At 52.0% G+C, this 24006-nt stretch carries 2 protein-coding genes; both read left to right on the top strand.

Going from position 1 to position 24006, the window contains the following annotated elements:
• Positions 1-14: 14 nt before the first annotated feature.
• On the top strand, positions 15-23660 hold the full coding sequence (locus tag KK083_RS19980; protein WP_254166854.1) for a leucine-rich repeat domain-containing protein: 23646 nt from the start codon (positions 15-17) through the stop codon (positions 23658-23660).
• Positions 23641-23964, top strand: coding sequence for a hypothetical protein (locus KK083_RS19975; RefSeq protein WP_254166850.1), 324 nt, complete (start codon positions 23641-23643; stop codon positions 23962-23964). The genes KK083_RS19980 and KK083_RS19975 overlap by 20 nt, the downstream gene beginning before the upstream one ends.
• Positions 23965-24006: the final 42 nt, after the last annotated feature.

Below are 24006 nucleotides of genomic sequence, written 5' to 3'. Positions count from 1 at the left end.
AACCTGGCCCCGATATGAAAAAATCCCCCCTCAGTTCCTGGCTCCTCGCACTCTTTCTCCTGACGAGTTCACTGGCCCAGGCGCAGCTTACCCTTCAGGATCGCGATCCGCAGCTGCCTGTTGAAACGGCGCAGCCAAAGATGGCGATGCAGCTATCGGCGCTCAGTGTGTCGGCACTGGCAAGCCCGGAGCTCACATCTGACTCGCTGGCCCTGGTGGATCTCTACAATGCCACCAATGGACCGCAGTGGACCAGGAAAACCAACTGGCTTACAGGAAGAGTGAGCACCTGGCAGGGCATCACCGTGAGTGGCAACCGCGTTACAAGGGTGGTGCTGAACGGCAACAACATGACGGGAACGATCCCTGCATCCATCGGCAACCTGACAGCGCTCAACTGGCTTCACCTTTATCTCAACAACCTCAGCGGGGGCATTCCCTCCAGCATAGGGAACCTGACGGCGCTCACGCAACTGATGCTGTATGACAATCCGCTTGGCGGAAGCATTCCTTCCAGCATCGGCAACCTGGTAAACCTGACTCACCTTTACATTTACCGTAACAACATGACGGGCGCTATCCCGGCGTCACTGGGTAATCTTAACAAAGTTCAGATCCTGGCCCTTCACCAGAATAACCTTACCGGTAACCTTGATTGGGTAGGAGGACTGAGCAGTGCGTTACAACTGTGGATCTACAGCAATCCCACGTTGCAATGCCCCATTCCTTCAACGTTGGGTAACCTTACACAACTGCAGCAGTGTTACCTGTATGGCAATAACCACACGGGGCAATTGCCGGCATCACTGGGCAACCTTGTGAACCTCACACATTTCTGGATCCACTTCAACCCTGCGATCACCGGCGCTGTGCCCGCCTTTATCAGCAACTGGACCAAGATGCAGGTGTTGTCCATCGGTGATACGGGCCTCACGGGACCGCTGCCGTCCAACATCGGCAACATGACCGGGCTCCTGCAGCTTTACATCCAGAATTCGGCTATTGATGGTAACCTTCCTGCAGATCTGTCAAGGGCAACCAACCTGAACTATGCGGATATCAAAGGCATGCACCTTACCAGCCTGCCTTCTCTTTTAACCGGTTTCACCAAAATGGCGTCAGTGGTCGCCAACAATAATGACCTTACCTCGATCCTGAGCTTCACTACCCACGTGAACAAGGCTAACCTGATCTACAATGTTGAGAACAACAAGCTGGATTTTGCAGATCTCGAGCCGCACTTTACAGGCGCGGGAACACATCCTTATAAGACCTTCACGTATGCGCCGCAGGCCGACCTGGGAGCACCACAAACCGTGAGCTGGAATTTTGGCGCTGCACATTCCCTGCAGGTGCAGACTCCGGGGACCTATAATGTTTATCAATGGCAGAAGCTGAATGCAGGTATATGGCAGAACCTTTCCGGTGAAAACACATCGCAGCTGCAGCGTGCCGTTGTAGCGGCTTCCGACAGCGGGCGGTATCGCCTGAAGGTCACCAACCAGCGTGCCACAGCGCTGACGTTGTATTCGGGAACTTTCAACGTAAAAGTTTTATCGCAGGGTGTTGCCTGGACAGACCTTGTGAACATGGCAGTGAATGCAGACAATTCGCTGAGCAAGGTTACGCCTGCCACAGACTGGAACTCAGGTGCAGCCTCCTATAATGTGCTGGAGAGCGGTAAGGATGGCTGGATGGAGTTTGTGCTTAATGAGCCCACCAGTCGTTTTATGGCCGGACTTTCCAGGGGAAATGTTGATATGGGTTATACGCAGATCGCTTACGCGATCTATGTGCTGGGCAACGGCGACATCAGGATCTTCGAGAGCGGCTCATTGGTCGGATCGGTGGCCACCGCCAGTGCCGGAGATGTTTACAGGATCCGGCGCGAAGGAAACTCGATTATATATACGAGGAACGGCACTGTATTGAGGACCGTGACCACGTCGCCGGCCGATGCGTTGCTGATCGATGCTACACTCTATTCGGGTACAGTGCCAGCCGTGACGAGCTCTTTCAGTTCGTTGCACGCGGAAAATGTCACCGTACAACCCCAGAGCGGATCGATCTCGCTGACCGCTGCTGGTGGCGCGCCGCCGTATACCTATAGCTGGAGCAGCGGAGAAACAACGCCGTCTGTCAGTGGAAAACCCGCCGGCACCTATACGCTCACCATCACGGATGCGCTGGGGGCAACGAGGACACTCCAATACAGGCTGGGCCAGCCCATCGCCTGGACAGATCTCGCCAATGTGGGGGTAAATGCAGATAACTCGGTCACCAAAACCGGGACAGCCAGTAACTGGGATGCGGGCGCTGCATCGCACAACATGCTCGAAGCCGGCAAGGATGGCTGGGTTGAGTTTGTAATAGGAGAGCCGGGCAACCCCTGGATGGTCGGATTATCCAATGCTAACATAGACCTAAACCTGACCAAGGTTCAATATGCTTTTTACTTTACGTCGGCAAAAGCAGTGATCATTTATGAGAACGGCGTTAGCCGCGGCCAATTCGCAATAGCGCGGAAAGACGATGTTTTCCGCATCAGCCGCCAGGGTGACAACATAAGCTATTATCAGAACGGCCGCCTTATGCGCAGCGTAACGGGATCATCGGCTGAATCACTTCTCATAGACATGGAAGTGTATACCGGAAGCATACCGGTGATGACCAGCTCGTTCGGCTCACTGCACATCGATTCCGCCAGTGTTCATGCAGTGTCACCCGGCGCAAGCGATGGTTCTATCGCAGCCGTGGTAGCAGGTGGTGTGCCGCCCTATACCTACGCCTGGACCAGCGGGGAAACCACACCCGCTATCTCTGGAAAGTCGGTAGGAACCTATAGCCTGACCGTGACCGATGCATTGGGCGAAGCGCGTACAAAGACCTATTCCCTGGGACATAAGATCGCATGGACCGATCTGTTCGATATGACCGTGAATGCAGACAACTCCCTCTCTGAAGTGGAAGGCGCTGGCTGGAATTCGGGCGCAGGCTCTTATAACATGCTGAACACAAGTGAAGACGGATGGGTAGAATTTGTGATGAATGATGCCGGTACACCTTTCATCGTCGGATTGTCGCGTATCAATACCAATCTTTCTCTTGTAACAGTCGGGTATGGGCTTTACATGACCGTCACAGGCGCCGTGCTCATATACGAGGGCGGTACCAGTCGTGGACAGTTCGGCAGTGCCCGCAAGGGAGACATCTTCCGCATCAGCCGCGAAGGCACAACCATCAACTATTATCAGAACGGCAGGCTCATGCGTACCGTAGCAGGTATATCTGAACCGTTGCTCATTGATGTTTCATTGGAGTCAGGTTATGTACCGGTAGTGACCAGCTCGTTCGGATCGCTCCACATCGAGGCGACCATCGCACCACCGGCCTCAGGCGTGGCCAACGGTTCTATCGCAACGGTGGCGCAGGGAGGGGTGTTGCCGCATACCTATAGCTGGAGCAGCGGTGAGAATACGCCGGCATTGAGTGGTAAAGCTTCCGGAACCTATAGCCTTACCGTGACAGATGCTTCCGGGGCGACGAAGACCAAAGATTATCATTTTGGTTACAGGGTGAGCTGGGCTTCGCTGCAGAATATGGTGCAGAACACAGATCAGTCGCTGATTAAAAATGGTGGCGTGAACAGCAACTGGGATGGGGGCTCCATTTCCTATAACAAGCTTGCCGCCGGGCAAGACGGCTGGGTGGAGTTTGTCATACAGGATATTGGGAACCACTTCATGCTGGGATTATCCGGTACCAATACAAACGTATCGTACAGCACCATGCGATATGCGTTCAACATTGCCGCCAGCGGTACATTCCTTGCGTATGAAGATGGCAGGAACGAAGCCCAGTTTGGCTACCTCCGCAAGGGAGATATTCTCCGCCTGGCCCGTGAAGGCACATCCTTCAAATATTATGTAAATGGCTTGTTGCTGCGTACGGTAGCAACAGACCCGAACGTGGATTATTGGATCAAGACCAACCAGTATATCGGAGGCTCCCCGGCGATGACCGCATCATTTGCCGCGCCTGCCGCCATCTTGCAAACCGTGGTCACCGGCACCGGGCGTGCCGATGGTACCGGTAGCATTTCGCTCACCACAGAGGGCGCAGTGCCTTATACCTATCAGTGGTCAAGTGGAGAGCAGGTTGGTACGATCAGCAATAAGGCACGCGGCACGTATACCGTCACCATCACGGGTGCAGGTCAGCCACTGACGCGTACTTATCGCATCGGTTACAAGACCGCTTACATTTTCCACACCCAGGTGACGGAAACAAACGGTGTACTTTCCAAAACAGCGGCGGCAGGTTGGAATGCAGGTGCCAATACGGCCAATTTCCTTGCGCCGAATACGGATGGATGGCTTGAGTTTGTGGCGGGCAGTGCCAGCGGCTACGCCATCGGATTTGGAAACAACTTCGGAAGGTTTTTACAAACAGACTTCAACAACGCCTTCGTGATCAACAGCGTTGGCCAGGTCTTTTCTTACGAAGGCTCAACCAACACACTACTTGGCACCTGGACGGCGGGAGATGTTTTCCGCATCGCCAGGGAAGGATCCTCTATCAAATATTACCAGAACGGAACGTTGCTGCGAACAGTGACAACGGATGCGTCGCTGGAGCAGTGGGTGAAGACCGCTTTGTATACCGGTACCACACCACCGGTGACTACTTCTTTCGATTCGCGATTGGTGATCAATGCCTCGGTGATGGGCACGGGTATTACCAATGGATCGGGAAGTATCTCGCTGCAGGTGACAGGAGGTACAGCACCGTACACTTACAGCTGGTCAGGCGGCGAGCAGACCGGTACCATCAGCAACAAACAACGCGGCACCTATACGGTTACAGTTACCGATGCGGAAGGAAGGACTCAGAACAAGACCGTCAGCCTCGGATATAAGCTCTATTATGCCGATCTCTACCAGACCACAGACACGAACGGCGTGCTCACGAAGTCAGCGGTGGCAGGTTGGAATGCGGGTGCGAACAGTGCCAACATGCTTCCCGCCAATACCGATGGATGGATTGAGTTTGTTGCCGGCAGCATCAGTGCGTATGAGATCGGGTTTGGGGCTAACCTTGACGGACTCTGGTATACCCATTTCAGGAACGGATTGTTGCTCAACCTGCTGCACCAGGTATCATATTATGAAGGCTCTACCGGCGTAGCCATCACCACCTGGCTTCCGGGAGATGTCTTCCGAATAGCACGCGAAGGCTCCTCCATCAAATATTATAAGAATGGCACGCTGCTCCGGACCGTGGCCGCAAACCCGGGGCTGGACCTTTATGTAAAAACCCTGCTGTACAGCGGCGACACGCCCACGGTAACGGCATCGTTTGATTCGAAGCTGATCACCACCGCTTCTGTTACGGGAACAGGCCATGCAGACGGCACCGGTTCCATAGCGCTCGATACGAAGGGCGGCACAGCTCCTTATACCTATCTGTGGTCGGGTGGTGAGCAAGCCGACTCGATCGGCAACAAACTACGGGGTGCCTATACGGTGACGATCACCGATGCCGAGGGCCGCACCGTCAACCGCCGATACAATGTAGGGTACAAGATCGATCACGAAGAACATCAGCAGGCAACAGAAACTGCCAAAGGTACGCTGACCAAGACCGCAGCAGCCGGATGGAACGCGGGGGCGAACAGCACCAACACGATACCGGCCAACACCGATGGCTGGATGGAATTTGTGGTAGGCCGTGGAAATGTGTATGAGATCGGTTTCGGAAGTAACCTGGCAGGTTTTGGCGTTAGCGATTATAGGAATGCCCTGGTCATAGACGAAAATAACAACGTCGCCACCAGTTACGAATCTACGGCCACTACCTCGCTAGGAAGCGCGTTCCCGGGCGATGTTTTCAGGATCTCGCGCGAGGGCACGTCCATGAAGTATTATCGCAACGAGACCGTGTTGCGCACGCTGACAATTGATCCGAAGGTTGAGCTCTGGGTGAAGACCCTGCTGAACAACGGCGAGACTCCCGTAACAACAGTCTCTTCCGATGCCAGCGTGGTGGTGAATGCAGTCGTGACCAGCCCGGGTATTACCGACGGCACCGGCAGCATCCTTGCAGATGCGAAAGGTGGCACAGCGCCCTACACCTATAGCTGGTCCAGTGGCGAGCAGTCGGGCACCATTGCGGGCAAGTCACGGGGTACCTACACGCTGACAGTGACGGATGCGGAAGGGCGCACCCGGAGCCGCAGCTATGGCATCGGCTACAAGATCAACTATATAGGTCACAGCCAGGTAACGGATGTGAATGGCGACGGTGTGCTCACCAAAAGTATCGCCGCGGGATGGAATGCCGGTGCTAACGGCGCCAACATACTGCCCGCCAATACCGATGGCTGGGTTGAGTTTGTAGCTGGCCGCGGAAGCATGTACGAGATCGGCTTCGGGGGCAACACCTCGGCATTCGGTTATGAAAATTTCAAGCAGGGCCTCGCCATCTACTCGAGCAATTCACTGGTGTACTATTACGAAGGTACGGCCGGTACTTACCTGGGCTCATGGGAGCAGGGTGATGTTTTCAGGGTTGCGCGCGAAGGATCCAATGTCAATTATTACCGTAACGGCACGTTGCTGAGAAATGTGACCGTCGATCCCAAGATAGAGCTCTGGGTTAAGACAGCGTTGTACAGTGGCAGCACGCCGAAGGTCACCACCTCGTTCGATTCGAAGCTGATCGTGAACGCCGTGGTCAGGAACACCGGCAGGGCAGATGGTACCGGAAGCATTGCGCTGGATGTTACGGGAGGTACGGCGCCATACACTTATTCATGGTCCGGAGGCGAGCAGGTCGATTCAGTTGGCAACAAGTCGCGGGGAGCATATTCTGTTACCGTGACCGATGCAGACGGCAGAACTTTGAGTCGCATATACAACATTGGTTATAAGGTACACCATAACGATCATTATCAGGTTACAGAAACAAACGGTGTGCTGACCAAGACCGTGGCGGCAGGCTGGAATGCGGGCGCCAACAGCTTTAACGTGCTGCCGGCCAACACGGATGGATGGCTTGAGTTTGTAGCGGGGAATGCCAGCACCTACGAGATCGGTTTCGGTATGACCATTGGCACCAACAGCGCTGCCAATACCTTCAGCTATTCTGACTACAGGAATGGCCTTGCCATATACCATAACACCAGCCTGGTCTATTATTATGAGCAGACCAATGGCACCTACCTGAGCTCATGGCAGGCGGGTGATGTTTTCAGGATCGTTAGGGAAGGTATCAACATTAAGTACTACCAGAATGGCACCCTGCTGAGAACGGTGACTACCGATCCCAAGCTGGAGCTGCAGGTGAAAACCACGCTTCACAGTGGCGTGAGCACGCCGTTGATCGCCACTTCTTTTGATGAGCAGCCGGTGATCAACGCAGATGTAAGGAGCCTCGCGAGCACCGGTGGCGCCGGAAGCATAGCGCTGACTCCGGCAGGTGGTACATCGCCGTATACATATGCATGGAACGGGGGAGAGCAAACCGCTTCCATCACGGGTAAGGCCATTGGAGCCTATACCGCTACCGTTACAGATGCCGAGAGCCGTGTGCAAAGCCGCACCTATGGTATCGGTTACAATGCCGTTTGGACCGATCAGCTGGGCGTGACCGAGAACGATAATATATTGACCAAAAACGTTGCCGCAGGCTGGGGCAACGCTGGAGCTAACAGCTCAAACTCGCTTCCGGCAAATACAGACGGATGGATCGAATTTGTAGCCCCTGCCGGCCCTGCAGGATACATCTTCGAGATAGGCTTTACTACCATCGCCAACACAGGAACCTTCGGTGCAGGCACTTTTGCCAACGGGCTGCGACTGGATCAGGCTTACAGGAATTTATATACCTATGAGGGCTCGCCCAATACGCCGCTGGGAAGCTACAGGATTGGCGATGTGTTCAGGATCTCGCGTGAAGGAAGCAACGTGAAGTATTACCGGAACGGAACTGTAGTGCGCACCGTGGCAGTGAATGCTAACCAGGTGCTCAAAGCAAAAGTTGCATTGTATTGGGGAAGCATACCAAGGGTGAGCACTTCATTCTGGGTAGCCCCCAACGAAGGCAACACGCCCGACATGACAGAATTTATGGCGCTCAAGCAGCTCTACGACAGTCTTGGTGGCAGCGCATGGACCAATAAAACCAACTGGCCCGCTACCTGGCCTGCTTCTGCCACCAGCGCCGAGTTCGGCACGTGGTTCGGCGTCACCGTTGTGAACGGCGACATCGATAACATCACGCTGCCGGCAAACAACCTGACCGGAAAACTGCCTGCCAGCGTTGGCAACCTGGCCAGCCTCACCGCGCTGCGACTGCAAAACAACCATATCAACGGAAGGATCCCGGCCAGCATCGGCAACCTGGGCAAGCTTACCACGCTTACGCTGAATGACAACCTGCTCACCGGCGTGATACCGTCATCGATTGGAAACCTGAGCCCGCTTGTTTACCTCTACCTGAACGGAAACGATTTATCGGGAACCATTCCGGCCACCCTCGGCAACCTCGCCAACCTCGAATACCTCTACCTTTTCGGTAACGAGTTGAGCGGAAACATTCCCGCGCAGATCTTATCGCTCAACAAGCTGAAGCAGGTGCAGCTCCAGGACAATAACCTTACCGGCAACATTCCTGCCTTTGGAAGCCTGCCGGCGCTGACACTGCTTTACCTCGAAGAGAACCAGTTGACAGGAAGTATCCCGCCTTCCATTGGCGGACTCACGAGCCTGCAATACCTCAACCTTTCCAACAATAAGGTCGCCGGAAATGTGCCGCCTGAGCTGGGGCAGCTTTCAAACCTGGAAGACCTCCGCATCGCATCCACAGATGTCACCGGTATTCCTGCCGAGCTGGGTCAGCTTGCGAAGCTCAAGGTGCTGAAGCTTAACAACAACAAGATCACCGGCACCATACCGCCTTCGCTGGGCAACCTGCATGACGTTATCACCTTTACCCTCAACGATAACCAGTTCACGGGAGCCATTCCGTCTTCGCTGGGTGCGCTGAACAAAGCCCAGTACTTTTACCTGAACAATAACAAGCTCAGCGGCCCCATACCCGGTGAGTTGAGTGGCCTCACCAGCGTACAATATCTGTATTTGTCCAATAACGAGCTCAGCGGAAGCATTCCTGCATCACTGGGCACCCTGACGTCGCTCCGTCATCTTTTGCTGGAATTCAACAAGTTAACGGGCAGCATACCCGCATCGCTGGGAAGCCTGAACAATCTTGAGCAGCTCTTCCTGAATAGCAACGAGCTCACGGGCCAGGTGCCAGCCACCTTCAGCAACCTTGCCAACGTCACATACCTCGTGCTTGCGCATAACAAGCTGAGCGGAGCCGTGCCGTCGCTCAATGGAATGGTGAAGCTGGCCAACCTGAACCTCTACAACAACGAGATCACGGCCATCCCTAATTTCACGGCGTTCATTAACAAGGCCAACCTGACCCTCGACATCCGCAACAACCGGATCGACTTCGGCAGCGTGGAGCCGAACTTCACAGCACCAGGAGTTTCGGTGTTCCAGAGCCTTTTGTTCGCGCAGCAAAAACCTTTCAACGAAGTTACCGAAGCCATCATCCCTGAAGGGCACCTGCTGAAGATCGACGCCCGTAATCCCGGGCAGTACGGCACCGTTACGTGGGAGTATCGCGCCAACGCATCCTTGCCATGGACAAGCTTCAACACGCAGAACGAAGATGCCACGCAACGTTCGCTCAAGATCTCCAATTTTACCGACAGCAAGGCAGGCCAGTACCGCTACACGCTCACCAACACAAGGGTAACCGGTGTCACACTCGAGAGTGTAGCGATCAACGTGAGGCTGGGCGGCCACCTCGCAGAGTGGGTGAAGCTCAAGAATGTAACTAATAACGGCGGGGTGCTGAAAAAGACAATTCCGGGCGGGTGGTTGAACGCTGGCGCGGATGCTTCTAACCAGTTGTCGGCCCTGGAAGATGGATGGATCGAATTTGTTGTCGACTCATTGACGGGCACTTATATCCTTGAATTATCACCTGAAGAAAAATTCTCACATCCCATAGTGGGCTACGGCTTCCACGTTGATAATAATAATCTCCACGCTGGAGAGAACGGTTCATTCGCGAGCATGGGCACGCTGCAGCCTGGTGACATCCTGCGCGTATCCCGTACCGCAGGAAAGGTCCGGTATTTCAAAAACGGCATCGTGCTGCGAACTGCGAAAGTCGATTCGTTATTGAGTCTCAGGGTCAAGGCGGTAGTCAATACGGGCCGCGTTCCGAAGGTCTTTGCATCTTTCGATGTTAAACCGTGGCTTCAGCCTGCCTTTACACCGGTGCAAGCCAACGGTACCGGTGGTGCTATCACGGTCACCCCTGCGTATGGACAAACGCCCTATACTTATGCGTGGTCTGACGGTACAACCAATGCCACCGTATCGGGCAAACCGCTGGGAACCTATAGTGTTACCGTGACGGATAACCTCGGAAGAGTTGCCACCGCTCCCTACGATCTGGGCCACGCGGTGAAGTGGGCTGATATCACCAATGTCAATGTCGTGGGCGGTGCGCTGGTTAGACCAGGTGCCGGCGAATGGGGAACGGCAGGAGCCAATTCGGTGAACGTGCTGCAGGGCAAGGAAGACGGATGGATGTCTTTCGTGGCAGATACAACAACAAGTGCTTACATTCTCGGGCTGGCTACCGATGACAGGAGCTTCGGTTTTCAGAATGTGGTCAATGCCTTTTACATCGATGCCAACAATTACATCTACATGATGGAGGGAGGAGGTACGGTGGGGCCGCTGGGTTCCAAGGTAGCGGGTGACGTGTTCCGCATCGCACGTACAGGAAATGAGCTCACCTATTACAGGAATGGACAGGTGTTGAGAACGATCACAGTAGACTCGGTACTTACACTGGGTATAAAATCAATCGTCCGTGAGGGACGAAGCCCGCAGGTGCTGGCGTCCTTCGATCTTGACCCTGTGCTTCATGCGGTGATCACACCGGTGCCCGCCAGTGGTGTGGGCGGTGCCATAACCCTGGAGGCCTCAGCAGGAGATGTGCCTTATGCATACCAGTGGTCTACAGGCGTCAACGGTGCCACATTGTCTAACCAGCCCGTTGGCACTTATACGGCAACGGTGACAGATGCTTCTGGTCACGTGATCTCGAGGCCTTACGATCTGGGCTATCAGGTAAGATGGGCTGACATCAGAAACGCCAGTGAAGATAACGGCGCGCTGTTAAAGACCGCAGTAGAAGGCTGGGGTAATGGCGGGGCCATGTCATCGAACTATCTGAAGAGCAACGAAGACGGCTGGATCTCTTTTATCGCCGGCGCCACCCCTGACGAATACATTCTCGGGTTTGACACCGATGACCGTCATTTCAGCTACCAGTACATCAAGCATGGCATATACCTGACACGTGACGGGCGGTTTTACATTGCCGAGTCCGGTGCCATCACACTGGCGGGAGCGAAAGCTGCGGGTGACGTCTTCAGGATCGCCCGCATCGGCAACCAGGTGATATACTACCGCAATGGAAATGTGGTGAAGACCTCAGCGACTGAGTCAGTAGTTACGCTCGGCGTGAAGGCGTCTATCAACAAAGGACAGACCCCCCGGCTACTGGCATCGTTCGATGCGAAGCCATTGCTGACCGCAGCCATAACACCTGTGAATGCGGGCGGAACCGGGGGAGGCATCACCATCACCGCATCTGCGACCCAAACGCCATATACCTATCAATGGTCTACAGGCGCAACCGGAGCGACCCTGGCAAACCAGCCTGTAGGAACGTATATGGCTACCGTTACAGACGGAGCCGGAAGGGTACTGACGAAGCCTTATGATCTTGGCCACAAAATAAGGTGGAGCTATATGAGAAATGCCAGCGAGGTCAATGGCGTGGTGAAAAAAACGGCCGTGGATGGATGGGACAATGGCGGCGCAGGCTCATTCAACTACCTGGCTAATAACACAGATGGCTGGATCTCTTTTATCGCGGATACAACCGTGGGTAGTTATGTCGTGGGCTTCGCCACGGATGATCGTCACTTCGGCTATCAGCATGTAAAGCATGGTATTTACATTGCGCCTGATAACCTGCTCTACACGGCTGAGACCGGTGCCATTACACTGGTAGGTGCCAAAGTACCGGGTGATGTGTACAGGATCGTCAGAAATGGCAACCAGGTAGTATACTATCGCAACGGCGCGGTGTTACGAACTACAACCACAGACCCTGCACTTTCCCTCAGTGTTAAAACTTCGATCTATTTGGGCACAAGCCCGCGGGTGTTTGCATCCTTTGATGTGAAGCCATGGCTCGCCGCTACCATCACGCCGATCGGTACTACCGGTACAGGAGGCGCTGTTACCGTGGCAGCCTCGGGCGGAGATTCTCCTTACACGTATCAATGGTCTGGCGGCACAACGGGTGCAACGCTTTCGAACCAGCTCATGGGCACTTATCCGGTAACGGCCACCGATGCGTCTGGAAGAACAGTTATCCGCCCTTATGATATCGGCTACAGGGTAGGATGGAAGAACCACAAGAATGTGAACGAGATCAACGGCGCATTGGTAAAAACCGCTGGTGAGGGATGGGGTAATGCCGGTGCCAATTCAACCAATCTTTTACTGCCCAATGAGAACGGATGGATTTCCTACGTAGCCGATACTACTGCCGGATACTATTCATTGGGATTTAGTACCGACACATTGAACTTCAGCTACGAGCATGTTACGCATGGTTTTCATGTAACAGGCGAGAATCTCGTATACGTGATCGAATCGAATACTTATACGCAGATAGGTTCGAAGATGCCTGGCGATGTATTCCGTTTGGTGCGTACCGGCAACCAGATGAGCTATTACAGAAATGGCATATCACTCAGGACAATAACGGTCGATCCTTCATTGACTCTCCGCGTCAAGTCGGCCATTCACTCCGGCAGATCACCACGTATCTTTGCATCTTTCGAAGGCTCGTCTTCGCAGATGAGTGGCAATAAAGTGCAGTGGGTCGATCTGTCAGGCGTATCCGATGCAAACGGCATCCTTACCAAACAGGGAAGCACTGGCTGGACAGACGGCGCCAACTCCGCCAACCTGTTGCATGCCAACGAAGACGGATGGCTTCAGTATGTCACATTCAGCAACACGAGCCGGTACCTGATCGGGTTCACAACCTATTCAGGACCTTACAACGAGACAACCGTTAACTATGGACTGGAAGTTGTTCCCGGCGACTCTTTATCTGTATGGGAGAACAGCAGCCAGGGAGTTGCACTGATGCCCTGGGCCATTGGCGATACGCTCAAAATAGAACGTGTCGGCGCGCAGATCACCTATTACAAAAATGGACAATCGATCAGAACAGTGGCCACCGATGCGGCAACCGAGCTGAGGGTGCGCGCAGTGCTCCATACGGGCAACAGCCCGGCGGTGTTCGCCTCGTTCAATCCTTACCTGCTTGTAACCGCCAGCACCATTACACCGGTGAAGGCAAATGGTACAGGTGGTGGCGTTTCTGTGCTGCCGATCCATGGCAAGTCACCTTATACTTACAGTTGGTCAAGCGGTGAAACTACTCCCGGCATTTCCGGCAAGAGCACAGGTGTGTACTCAGTTACCGTCAACGACTCGAAAGGACTTACCCGCACCGTTCCTTATACCCTGGGATTCAGGGCTTCATGGACAGACGTGACGAACGCATCCAACAACAACGGTGCGCTCACAAGAACCACGGGCGAAGCCTGGAACGGCGGCGCCAATGCTTACAACGTGCTTCACGAAGGCGAGAATGGATGGGTCGAGTTTGTGATCGGCACCGTGCCGGGCAACTACATCATCGGCTTCTCCAGTGGTGGTGTGGGATTCGAGCAGGAGCGTTTGGACCATGGTTTGGCCGTGCTGGCAGGGCAGAAGATCGCCGCCTATGAAAAAAGTACGATAGGCGTTCCGTTGAGCAGCTGGCAACCCGGCGATGTGCTCAAGATCGCGCGTACCGGCAACACCGTGAAGTATTACCGCAATGGCATTGAGCTGCGCTCGGTAGCTACCGATGGCGGCAAGGCGTTGCGCGTAAAGGCACTTGTCTACAGTGGCACGGCTCCATCGACCACCGTGTCGTTCGATGTTCCGTTGATCCTCCAGGCGAACTTTACACCGTTGAAAAGTTATGGCCTCGCGGGTGGCATCTCCATTGTTCCCGTAACAGGCACACCACCTTTCACCTACAGCTGGTCGAGTGGCGAAACCGCGCAGACCATCACAGACAAAGGCCTTGGCACTTACACTGTAACAGTGACCGACGCAGACGCGCGTACCATCACCAGGCCTTATGCCCTGGGATATAAAATACTGTGGACAGATCTTGTTAATGCTGCAGAGAATGGTTTTGTGTTGTCCAAGACAACCACGGACGGATCCATCGCCGGCGCCAACGGCGTGAACGTGCTCAAGCCCAACGAAGACGGGTGGGTGCAGTTCACGGTTGATAACAGCATCAGTCACGTGAGCATCGGTTTTGCAACATACAGTGGTGTGTTCAACACGGCTGCCATCGATCATTCACTCACCGTAAAACCCGGTGAGCCCGTGATCGCCACAGAAAGCAACTGGACCGGCTTCAGCATGGGCAGCTGGGAGATCGGCGATGTTTACAAGATCGCACGCGTGGGTAACCAGGTAACCTATTACAGGAATGGAACAGCCATGCATACTGTGGCAACGGACCCCTCCAAAGAGATGATCGTCAAAACGGCGATCTACGGTGGCAGGATCAGCCTGGTACAAACATCCGTCCCTTCCAACGAGCGTACCGTCACACCGATAGACGAGACAACCGTCACCTACAAGATCCCGAAAGGTGTGAAGATCACCCGCGACGGCAGGTTGCCCGTAGCCGCCGCAGGACCACCCGACCGCTACCTCAGTGAGATCACAGCGGGAGAAACAAAACCTGTGTTCCCCGGCTGTCCTACCGGAAATTATTATGTAGGCTTCCAGTTGCTCTATGATCTCGGAGACCGGAACACTACGGAAGACTGGTCTGCTTTTGTACAGATCACCATGTTCCACAACGAAGACTCGCTGTGGACAAGGCCATTGCGCCTGAAGATGATCGACCAGACCTTTGTCGCCACGGCGTTCTACGATACCACCATCTCTTGTGATGGCAACTATTTCTATCACATCGACTTCAAGAACCTCGAAGGCAACGTGCCCGATGATAACATCTACCTGAAAACGCTGCTCTTTAGAGGCGATACAGATCCATTCGATGTGAATGGTTCCATGACTGTGTATTGTCCTCCCGCAGGACGTGAAAAAGAGATCCGTTGGGATCATTCCGGCAGGGGAACCATAGAATATGACCTTGAATGGGTGTTCATTGAAGCCCATGAAAACTTTACGGAGCAACCTGCTCAGCCAGACGCGCCCTTTAAGTTCAAGGAGCCCGTGCGCATTACCACCCCATACCGGAAGTATCTGCACCAGGCTTACTATCCTGACGGAAAGATCTGGTACCGTGTTCGGGCAGTGGGTTATAACCCCCAGTACCCTGCTCACCGTATTCCTGGCAAATGGTTCTACCCGTCATGCGGTCCTACACCGATTGACAACCACCAACCTGATATGAACTGGCAGGAGCAGACCGTGTTTGCCGAAGAAGGTAAGAATAAGATAGTGATGAACTACTTCGACGGAAGTCTGAGGCAGCGCCAGGTGCAGACCAATCTGAGCACCGAGAAAGTGACGCTAGTTGGGGAGACGTTATATGATTTCGAAGGACGGAGCGCGGTGAATGTGCTCGCGGTGCCGGCTACCGACAATTCCCTGGTATATAAATCCGGGTTCACTGTATTCGAGAATGCCGACCCTGTTATCACAGCAAATACAAGCATGTTCCGTCACAAGTTCCACTATGACAACTACAAGGTTGAGAACAGCAAGATCTCGGATGATAGTGGAGCAGGACAATACTATTCGGCAAATAACGCCGTTGACAGTGTTCATAAAAGTTATATCCCGGACGGTAAGGGATATGTTTATTCACAAACGGAATACCTCAACGATGGCACGGGCCGCACGGCGAGGCAATCAGGTGTAGGGGAGGAGTTCAGGATGGATGGCCCTCACACCACACGTTATGGCTATGCGGAGGCAGCGCCGGAAGAACTGATCCGCCTGTTTGGTAGCAATGTGGGCAAAGCCGAACACTATAAGAAGAACGCAGTGATTGACGCAAACGGTCAGGTAAGCATCTCTTATATCGACCAGGAAGACCGTGTGATCGCCACAGCCCTGGCCGGAGAAAGTCCCGCCAATGTGGAATCGCTGGACAGCTATAAAGCTCTCGATCCGACGCCGATCACCATAAGCCTGGGAGCTAAGAACAAGAGGGGTGACGGCGTAAGCACCATCAGTCACAAGATCATGAATGTGAAGCAGAATACGCAGCATACTTTTAGGTATGATCTGTCTGCTTTCGGTTCAGATACCACTGGCTTCGGCTGCAAGACCTGCACATTCGAGCTGAAGATCTCGCTCACAGATCCTGATGGAAAGCAGATTGATCTTTCAGATTTTGCAGGAAGCGATCCTTCTAACACCACAAAGGATTATCTGCGCCGGAACATCACGGCCGCGAGTTGCAGCGACCCGACAGTGGTCAACGATGTGCAGTTTGCGGTATTGTTCACGGAGATCGGCAATTACACCATCACCAAAACGTTGTCGGCGTACGACCGCAGCTTCGAGGAGATGAACACGCTGCTGCGGCAGAACGAAACAGTACAGGAAAAGATCGAGCAGGTCGAGAACAGCGTTGTAGTGGATGAAGGTAACTGCGAGATCTGCACACAGGCCTGCCCCGAGGCAGAGCAGGTGATCAACGAGGCGATCGAGGAGATTGCCGAGCAGGATTGCGATAACATTTGGCGCCAGATCGAAAATGAGCTTCAGCAGGATTATGAAGACTGGTTTGCACAAACCTATCCGGATTCGACCAGTGAAGAGATCTATGTCGTTCCTGACAGCCTCATCCGGAAACATCCGATGTACTGCCAGTATGAGCTATGCGTGAAAGATAAGCCAAGTGCTGTTTTCGAAAAGCAGATCGCCCGTGCTGCTAACTGGAGGGCTGCTGATTCATTGGGTTATGCCAACCTGCTGGCAGTGGATCCCTTCTTCAACGATCCCAACCTGTCAGGCTATGGAGATCCGAAGAACGATATGCAGGAGCTGCTGAATAATATTTACGTTGCCAATATCCGTGGCCATACGTATTCCGGCCCGATCGGCGAAGTCACCGACCCGGCCAATACAGATTATTATGTAGACGCGAATGGTTTCCAGGACTCCGACGGAAGGCACGTGCTGTACCTTGACCTGATGGGCAAGAGGGAGCAGGGCATGATCAGCGAGTCGGTGTACCAGGCAGAGATCAGCCATGCGCGCTGGGCATTGTACCGCGGATTTTACACCGAAGCCAAACGCCAGCTGAAGCTGACCCTGACGGCTTACCTGGAATGCGATTCGGCGAAGAAAGAGCTCGAGCAGGTGGCCGACATGCCATCTACAGAAGAGGAAATGCCCGAATGGGGAGACAAGCATTATGCGGTGATCGGCGATGACGCTACCCCTGACCAGATCGAGTCCAGCATTATCAGCCTGAAGATGGGTTGTAAAGCGGAATTCACGCCGGCAGACACTGCGTTGCTGAAAGCGCATTTGAAATTATACTTCAAGAGCAGTAAGAAGAACTTCTTCAGGCTTATTCTGAAGCGCGACCGGCTGTCGAACAACCCGCACCTGAATGCCATTCAGTCGGTGCTGAACAAATACGGTTGCAACATAGACAGCCTTGCGCTGGATGATCCGATGGAATGTGCGAAGGATACATTGATCTACGTGCCTGAGCCCATTATTGACGATGGTGAAAATACATTTACCATGGCATCGGCAACGTCGCCCGATGATCAGGGAAGCGCACCGTTCTTCAGCGAGCAAACCGTGGTGATGCAACCGGAAGATGATACCGTATCGGTTGGCGAGGAAGCTCCGAAGTCGGAAGCGAGGGTCGCCGCCAGTCTGATGAGCACGCTCGCGGTGCCTACAGTACCTCCAACCCAGGACGAGTATAACGCGCTGCTGGCATTTTATACTTCGACGCAGGGACCACAATGGTCGTACCGTTATGGGTGGGAAGATGCCGCCAATGATCCGGATAAAACAACACGGTTCGTACATACCTGGTATGGCATTACCGTGGATCCGACAACCGGGCACGTCACCAAGATCAGGCTACCAGACAATCGCTTGAACGGGCCGATCCCCCCTGAGCTCAACAAACTTATAGAGCTCGACGAGCTGAGCCTGAGCAATTGCCGTTCTTATTGCAACTCGTATTCATACAACAGGATTACGGGATTTCCCGCTGTACTTGACAAGCTTACCAAGCTCAAGAGGCTCGATCTTTACTCAGCAGGGGCGCTCGGTTCAACCGACGGAGTGTTGAAGTATATCACGGATGCGATCTCTAAAAGCAAAGACCTGGATTTTCTGGACCTGACCGGTTGCGGCGTCAGGGGGCCTTTTACCAGAGATATTGGCAACTTCAATAAGCTGACACATTTGTGGTTGCAGAGCAATCCCCTGATCAGCGACACCATTCCCCATTCCATCGGAAAGCTGGTGCTGCTCAATGATTTGAACCTGGGCTCCTGCCAGCTCGTGAACCCGATACCTGACAGCCTGTGGACCATTAATACAATGGAGTACCTGGCGCTGAACAACAATAAGCTGAGGGACTCTATTCCCAGGGACGTTGGAAAGCTTACGAACCTGCGGTCGCTGAATCTGAGCAATAATCCTTTCAATGACTCGATCCCTTATGTGATTGGAACGAAGCTCAGGAAACTTCAGTCCCTGTACATTTCCAGCGCCCAGCTGCAAAACCCAATACCGGAGTCGTTGTGGACTTTGCCGGCCCTGCAACTTTTGTATTTGAATAATAACAATCTGAAGGATACAATACCCCATTCGATTGGAAAGCTGAAGTCCATATGGTACCTGAACCTGTCGGGCAATCCTTTCAACGATACCATCCCCATGACCATTGGCAGGTTGAAGACCTTGCGCCAGCTTCACATGAGCAATTGCAAGCTGGTGAAACCGCTTCCGGATTCGTTGTGGCGACTCGACATGCTCAGCACCCTGAGCCTGTCGTATAACCCTTTTGTCAATGACACCATTCCTTCTGCCATAAAAGGCTTAAAGAATCTTTATGAGCTTGATTTGAGCGGTGACAGCATCAGGGGACCAATTCCAAAAAGCATTGGAGAGATCAGGTATCTTAGCCGCCTGTTCCTGTCGGGTAACAACCTTACGGTGATCCCGGAATCCATAGGCAAACTGAAATCGCTCACGTACCTGTACCTTCAAAATAACCGCTTCACAGACATTCCGGATTCGTTGGGGTATGCGACCAGCCTTAACACTTTATATCTGAGTGATAACCGGTTGAAGGATAGCATCCCGGAAACGTTCGGCAACCTGAGGTCACTCCAGTATTTCTATATCCAAAATAACAAGTTAGGCGGACGTCTTCCGAAGTCGCTGGGAAAGATGACTTCGCTGACGTTCTTCTACTTTTACACGAATAAGATCAAGGGGGCAATTCCTGAATCTTTCGGTAAGCTCGGCTCGCTTCAGTACTTTATTGGATATGATAACCTGCTGGAAAAACTTCCGGACAGCCTGGGTTATGTTTCCCCCAGTCTCACGCAGCTTGACCTTCATCATAACAAGTTAAAAGGCAGGGTTCCGGCATCCTGGAACCGCATCAGGTTCGGTTCGATACGGTTTGATGATAACCAGCTCAGTGGTCACATACCGCATCGTCGTATCGATCAGTATACGCCGAATGTCAACTTTAACAACAACAAGTTTACATTCTCGGACATCATTGATATCAAGAGATCATATGATTCACTGGAGTGGCATTCGCAGCTCAACTATTCGCCGCAGGATACCGTCGATGTTCCGAAGAGCCTGACGGCAAAAGTGACCCAAAGCCTGACCCTTATTGCTGATGTCGACAGGAATACCAATCCGCCAAGCACCTTCCAGTGGTACAAGTCCGTCAACGGTGGGTATAATGGCGCAGTGGCGGTCGGAACACCAGGCCCCGTGGTGGCGATCAATAACATTGCCGAGGCCGACGACGGTAACACGTACTTCTACAGGATCATCAACCCTGCAGGAGCACCCGGACTTACCTTGTATAGTGACCTCCAGCGATTGACCGTCATCAAACCCAAAACGATCTCGCTCTGTACGGAATTCGATCAGAACAACAAGACCATCGACCTGTTCACATTCAAAGTGAGCTGGGATTCGGTGATGGCCAACTGTATCAAGAACGCCCGGCTTGAGCAGGAGATCCTCCAGCAATATGCCGTTGAAAAGCTGATCGAGGAGGAGATGAGCACGTTCTACAACAAATTCAGAACAAATTGTTTCGAACGTGCAAGCGAGAACCTGAAGTATTCTTACAGGAATATCGAGCATCATTATACGCTTCACTACTATGACCAGGCTGGCAACCTTGTGCAGACAGTACCGCCGCAGGGAGTAAGGTTACTGGATCAGAATCAGATAAGCGTTGTCATGAGTGGGGGTGTCGCTAATAATTCGCATAGTCTGATCACACAGTATAAGTACAATTCACTTAATCAGGTAGTATGGAAACAGACACCGGATGCCGGAGTATCACAATCCTGGTACAATGAAAAATCACAGCCCAGGCTTTCGCAGAATGCCCAGCAGCGCAAGGAAAATAACTATTCCTATATTAAATATGACGAACACAGTCGTATCGTGGAAGTGGGGGAAATGCACACGACAACTAGTGTTGTTGCGCTGTATGACTCACTGGAGACCCTTAGCTTTCCGCGTGCTGAAGACTATGCTCTCAATGATGTTACGCGCACACGCTACGACATTGCCGACCCTGTGTTGATGGCGGATGCAGGATTTACCCAAACCTTCCTTCGTGGCCGGATAACCAGTGTTGAAGCAATCACGAAAGACATAACGGACACAGTTGTCACGTACTACAGCTATGATCCGCACGGCAACGTGAAATCACTGCTGCAGCAGCTGCCGGGCCTTGGTTTCAAGCGTACCGACTATGTGTATGATCTCATCAATGGTAAAGTGAACTACCTAATGTATCAATATGGAAAATCCGACGAGTTCATTCACCATTATACCTATGATGCAGATAATCGCATCCGTGAAGTAGGCACTTCGTCTGATGGCTTTATCTGGGACAGTGATGCAAGTTATAGTTACTATCACCATGGAATGCTAGCCCACACAAGAATTGGTGAATACCACCTTCAGGGGCTTGATCATTATTACACGCTGCAGGGATGGATCAAGGGTGTAAACGGATTAGGATATGATCCCGGAGAGAATGGAACTGTTCCCGTGCCTGCCGACGTGTTCGCCTATAACCTTGGGTATTACCATGGTGATTATACAGCCATCGGATTGGGTGCGGCCAGCAATGTATTTCACCAACCGATGCAGGCCTACACGCAGTTAATGGGCAACCAAGGGCTCTATAATGGTAACATTTCATGGATGGCGACAGACTTGAAAAAAATCGGTGATATCAAAGGCAATCGCCAATTCGGTGCTCAGGCCATGCTTTACAGATATGACCAGCTTCATCGCATCATACAGAGCCGGAGCTTGACCCAGCGTGACGGTGTGACAGGAGAGTTTACATCCCGCACGGCTGATCCGCAAGCATACGATGAAGATTACAGCTACGATGCTAATGGCAATTTGCTTACCCTTCGTCGATTGAATGAGCAGGCTTCTGTGGAAGACGATTTCAATTACAGCTACTATCGGAATACCAATAAACTAAGACAGCTAATACCGGTTCTCAGAGATACTACCTATGAGGGAGGCGCCATTACTTCCAATCATAAAGTATACAGGAATATAACGATCAATGGAACGGCTTATGTGCCGGCAGGGAGCGATGTAGTATTAAAAGCAACTGACAGCATTATGGTTCACAATGATTTTGATGTGGCCGATGACGCTAACTTCCATGCTTATGTGCTTCCCGAAGAAGAAGGTGTTTTCTTGTATGATGCCATTGGGAACCTGGTATGGGACCAGGAGGAAGGCGTGAAGATCAGTTGGAACGCAAATGGTAAGATCCGCACGATAATGAAAGGTGACACCACCATCGTGCGTTTTCGCTATGATGGCCTGGGTAACAGGATCGAGAAGCAGGTTGTGCGCCCTGATAGAACTACTACAACCCGATACGTTCGCGATGCCAACGGTGACGTAATGGCAGTGTACCGTGATAGTGTTCTGATTGAACACTCAATCTATGGCAGCGATAGGTTGGGATTGTATCACGGAGGAAGGACAGCAGGGCATCGTACGTTGGGATCCCGGCGCTACGAGTTCAGCAATCATCTTGGTAACGTACTCACTGTTATTTCCGATAATATTTACATGAATGCCGATAGTGCCTGGACAAACATCATCAGTGCCAGTGATTACTATCCATTTGGATTGGCGATGGATGGCAGGACCTTTAGTGATACCACCTATCGTTATGGGTTCAATGGAAAAGAGAAGGATCAGAATGGTGAGTTTGGCGGTACACATTATGACTATGGGTTCAGAATTTACAATCCAAGAGTAGGAAGATTTTTGAGTGTGGACCCGCTGACCAAGGAGTATCCTGAACTTACACCATATCAGTTTGCTTCAAATACTCCTATCTTAGCCATTGATTTGGATGGCCTGGAAGCCGTCGTTGCAAGTAATTTAAAAATAACTGCCACTTCGGCGACTTCCGTAAAGCTTACCGGAGATGTGACCGTTAAAATTAAATTGCTGGACCTTACTTCAAGCGGTTTTATTAATACGAGTTCTGCGGCTGTTCAAAAGGTTGCGACTTTTGTTAAATCTCAGATGTCAAAGTCGGATGTTCAAAAAGATGCGTTCTTCTATTTATTTGATGCGAAAACCGGAAAATTCAACCCGCAGAAAAACGCTAAAATTACCATAGAAAGACAATTCAATGTCAGCAGTGTGGTTTTTGAGCAGGTTACATCGATGTCACAGATTAAGCCTAACGATATTGTAATGGTGGTCGTTGATGACATTGAGGGTAAGTGGAAAGATGAAAAAGGTGGTCAGCATGGCTATGGAGGCTTCGCTACCGAAACAGGCGGTCCGATATCATTTATACCTTTAAGTGAATTCAAAGGAAACACGCCCTCTCATGAATTATTTCATCAAATGGGATTGGGCGACATTGAAGATCCTAAGTTAAAAGACAATCTGATGTATCATCTGGACGGACAAAGCGGGTCCAACCTGACCAATGAGCAGATAACGCAGCTTTTTGACACAATGCTGCCAAATACTGGTGTTTACTTTAACAATCAGACTTCATTTGTAACACCCAGTCTTGATACTAAGAATGAATTGATCAAGGCGATTGATGATCACCAAAGTGGTTCGCCTAAGATCATATTTAATAAGACCAAATATGAAAACCTTAAAAGGTAGTTTTATTATCGTCTATGTTATCATGATCTCCTGCACGTTGTCCGATAATAAGCGTCAGGCAGATAAAGAGCAACAATATAATGTTAGCAGTAAGTGCAACCAATGTCATATACTGAGAGGAGATAGTATCAGTGGAATAGCGAAATGGCCTACGCTTGCGCGATATGATAGTAGTAGAGTTATAACAGGACTTTTTACAAAGCATGATACTGTTTTTGAATTTAATAAACTGAGTCAAAAAGAAATAGCGGAGATTTTAAAACGCCTGGAAGCCGAAAATGATAAAAGCATTAAACCGGACTAAGGTTCGCATCGACTCCATGTAATATTGCTGAAACAGAATATA

Origin of the sequence: Chryseosolibacter histidinae, assembly GCF_018598225.1 — a bacterium.
GTDB lineage: Bacteria > Bacteroidota > Bacteroidia > Cytophagales > Cyclobacteriaceae > Chryseosolibacter > Chryseosolibacter histidini.
Note: the sequence above shows the minus strand (reverse complement) of the source record. Positions and strands in the feature narration are given on the sequence as shown.

Excerpts from the sequence above, each read along its gene's own strand:
- KK083_RS19980 (WP_254166854.1), top strand. The coding sequence starts at position 15 with ATGAAAAAATCCCCCCTCAGTTCCTGGCTCCTCGCACTCTTTCTCCTG.
- KK083_RS19975 (WP_254166850.1), top strand. The coding sequence starts at position 23,641 with ATGAAAACCTTAAAAGGTAGTTTTATTATCGTCTATGTTATCATGATC.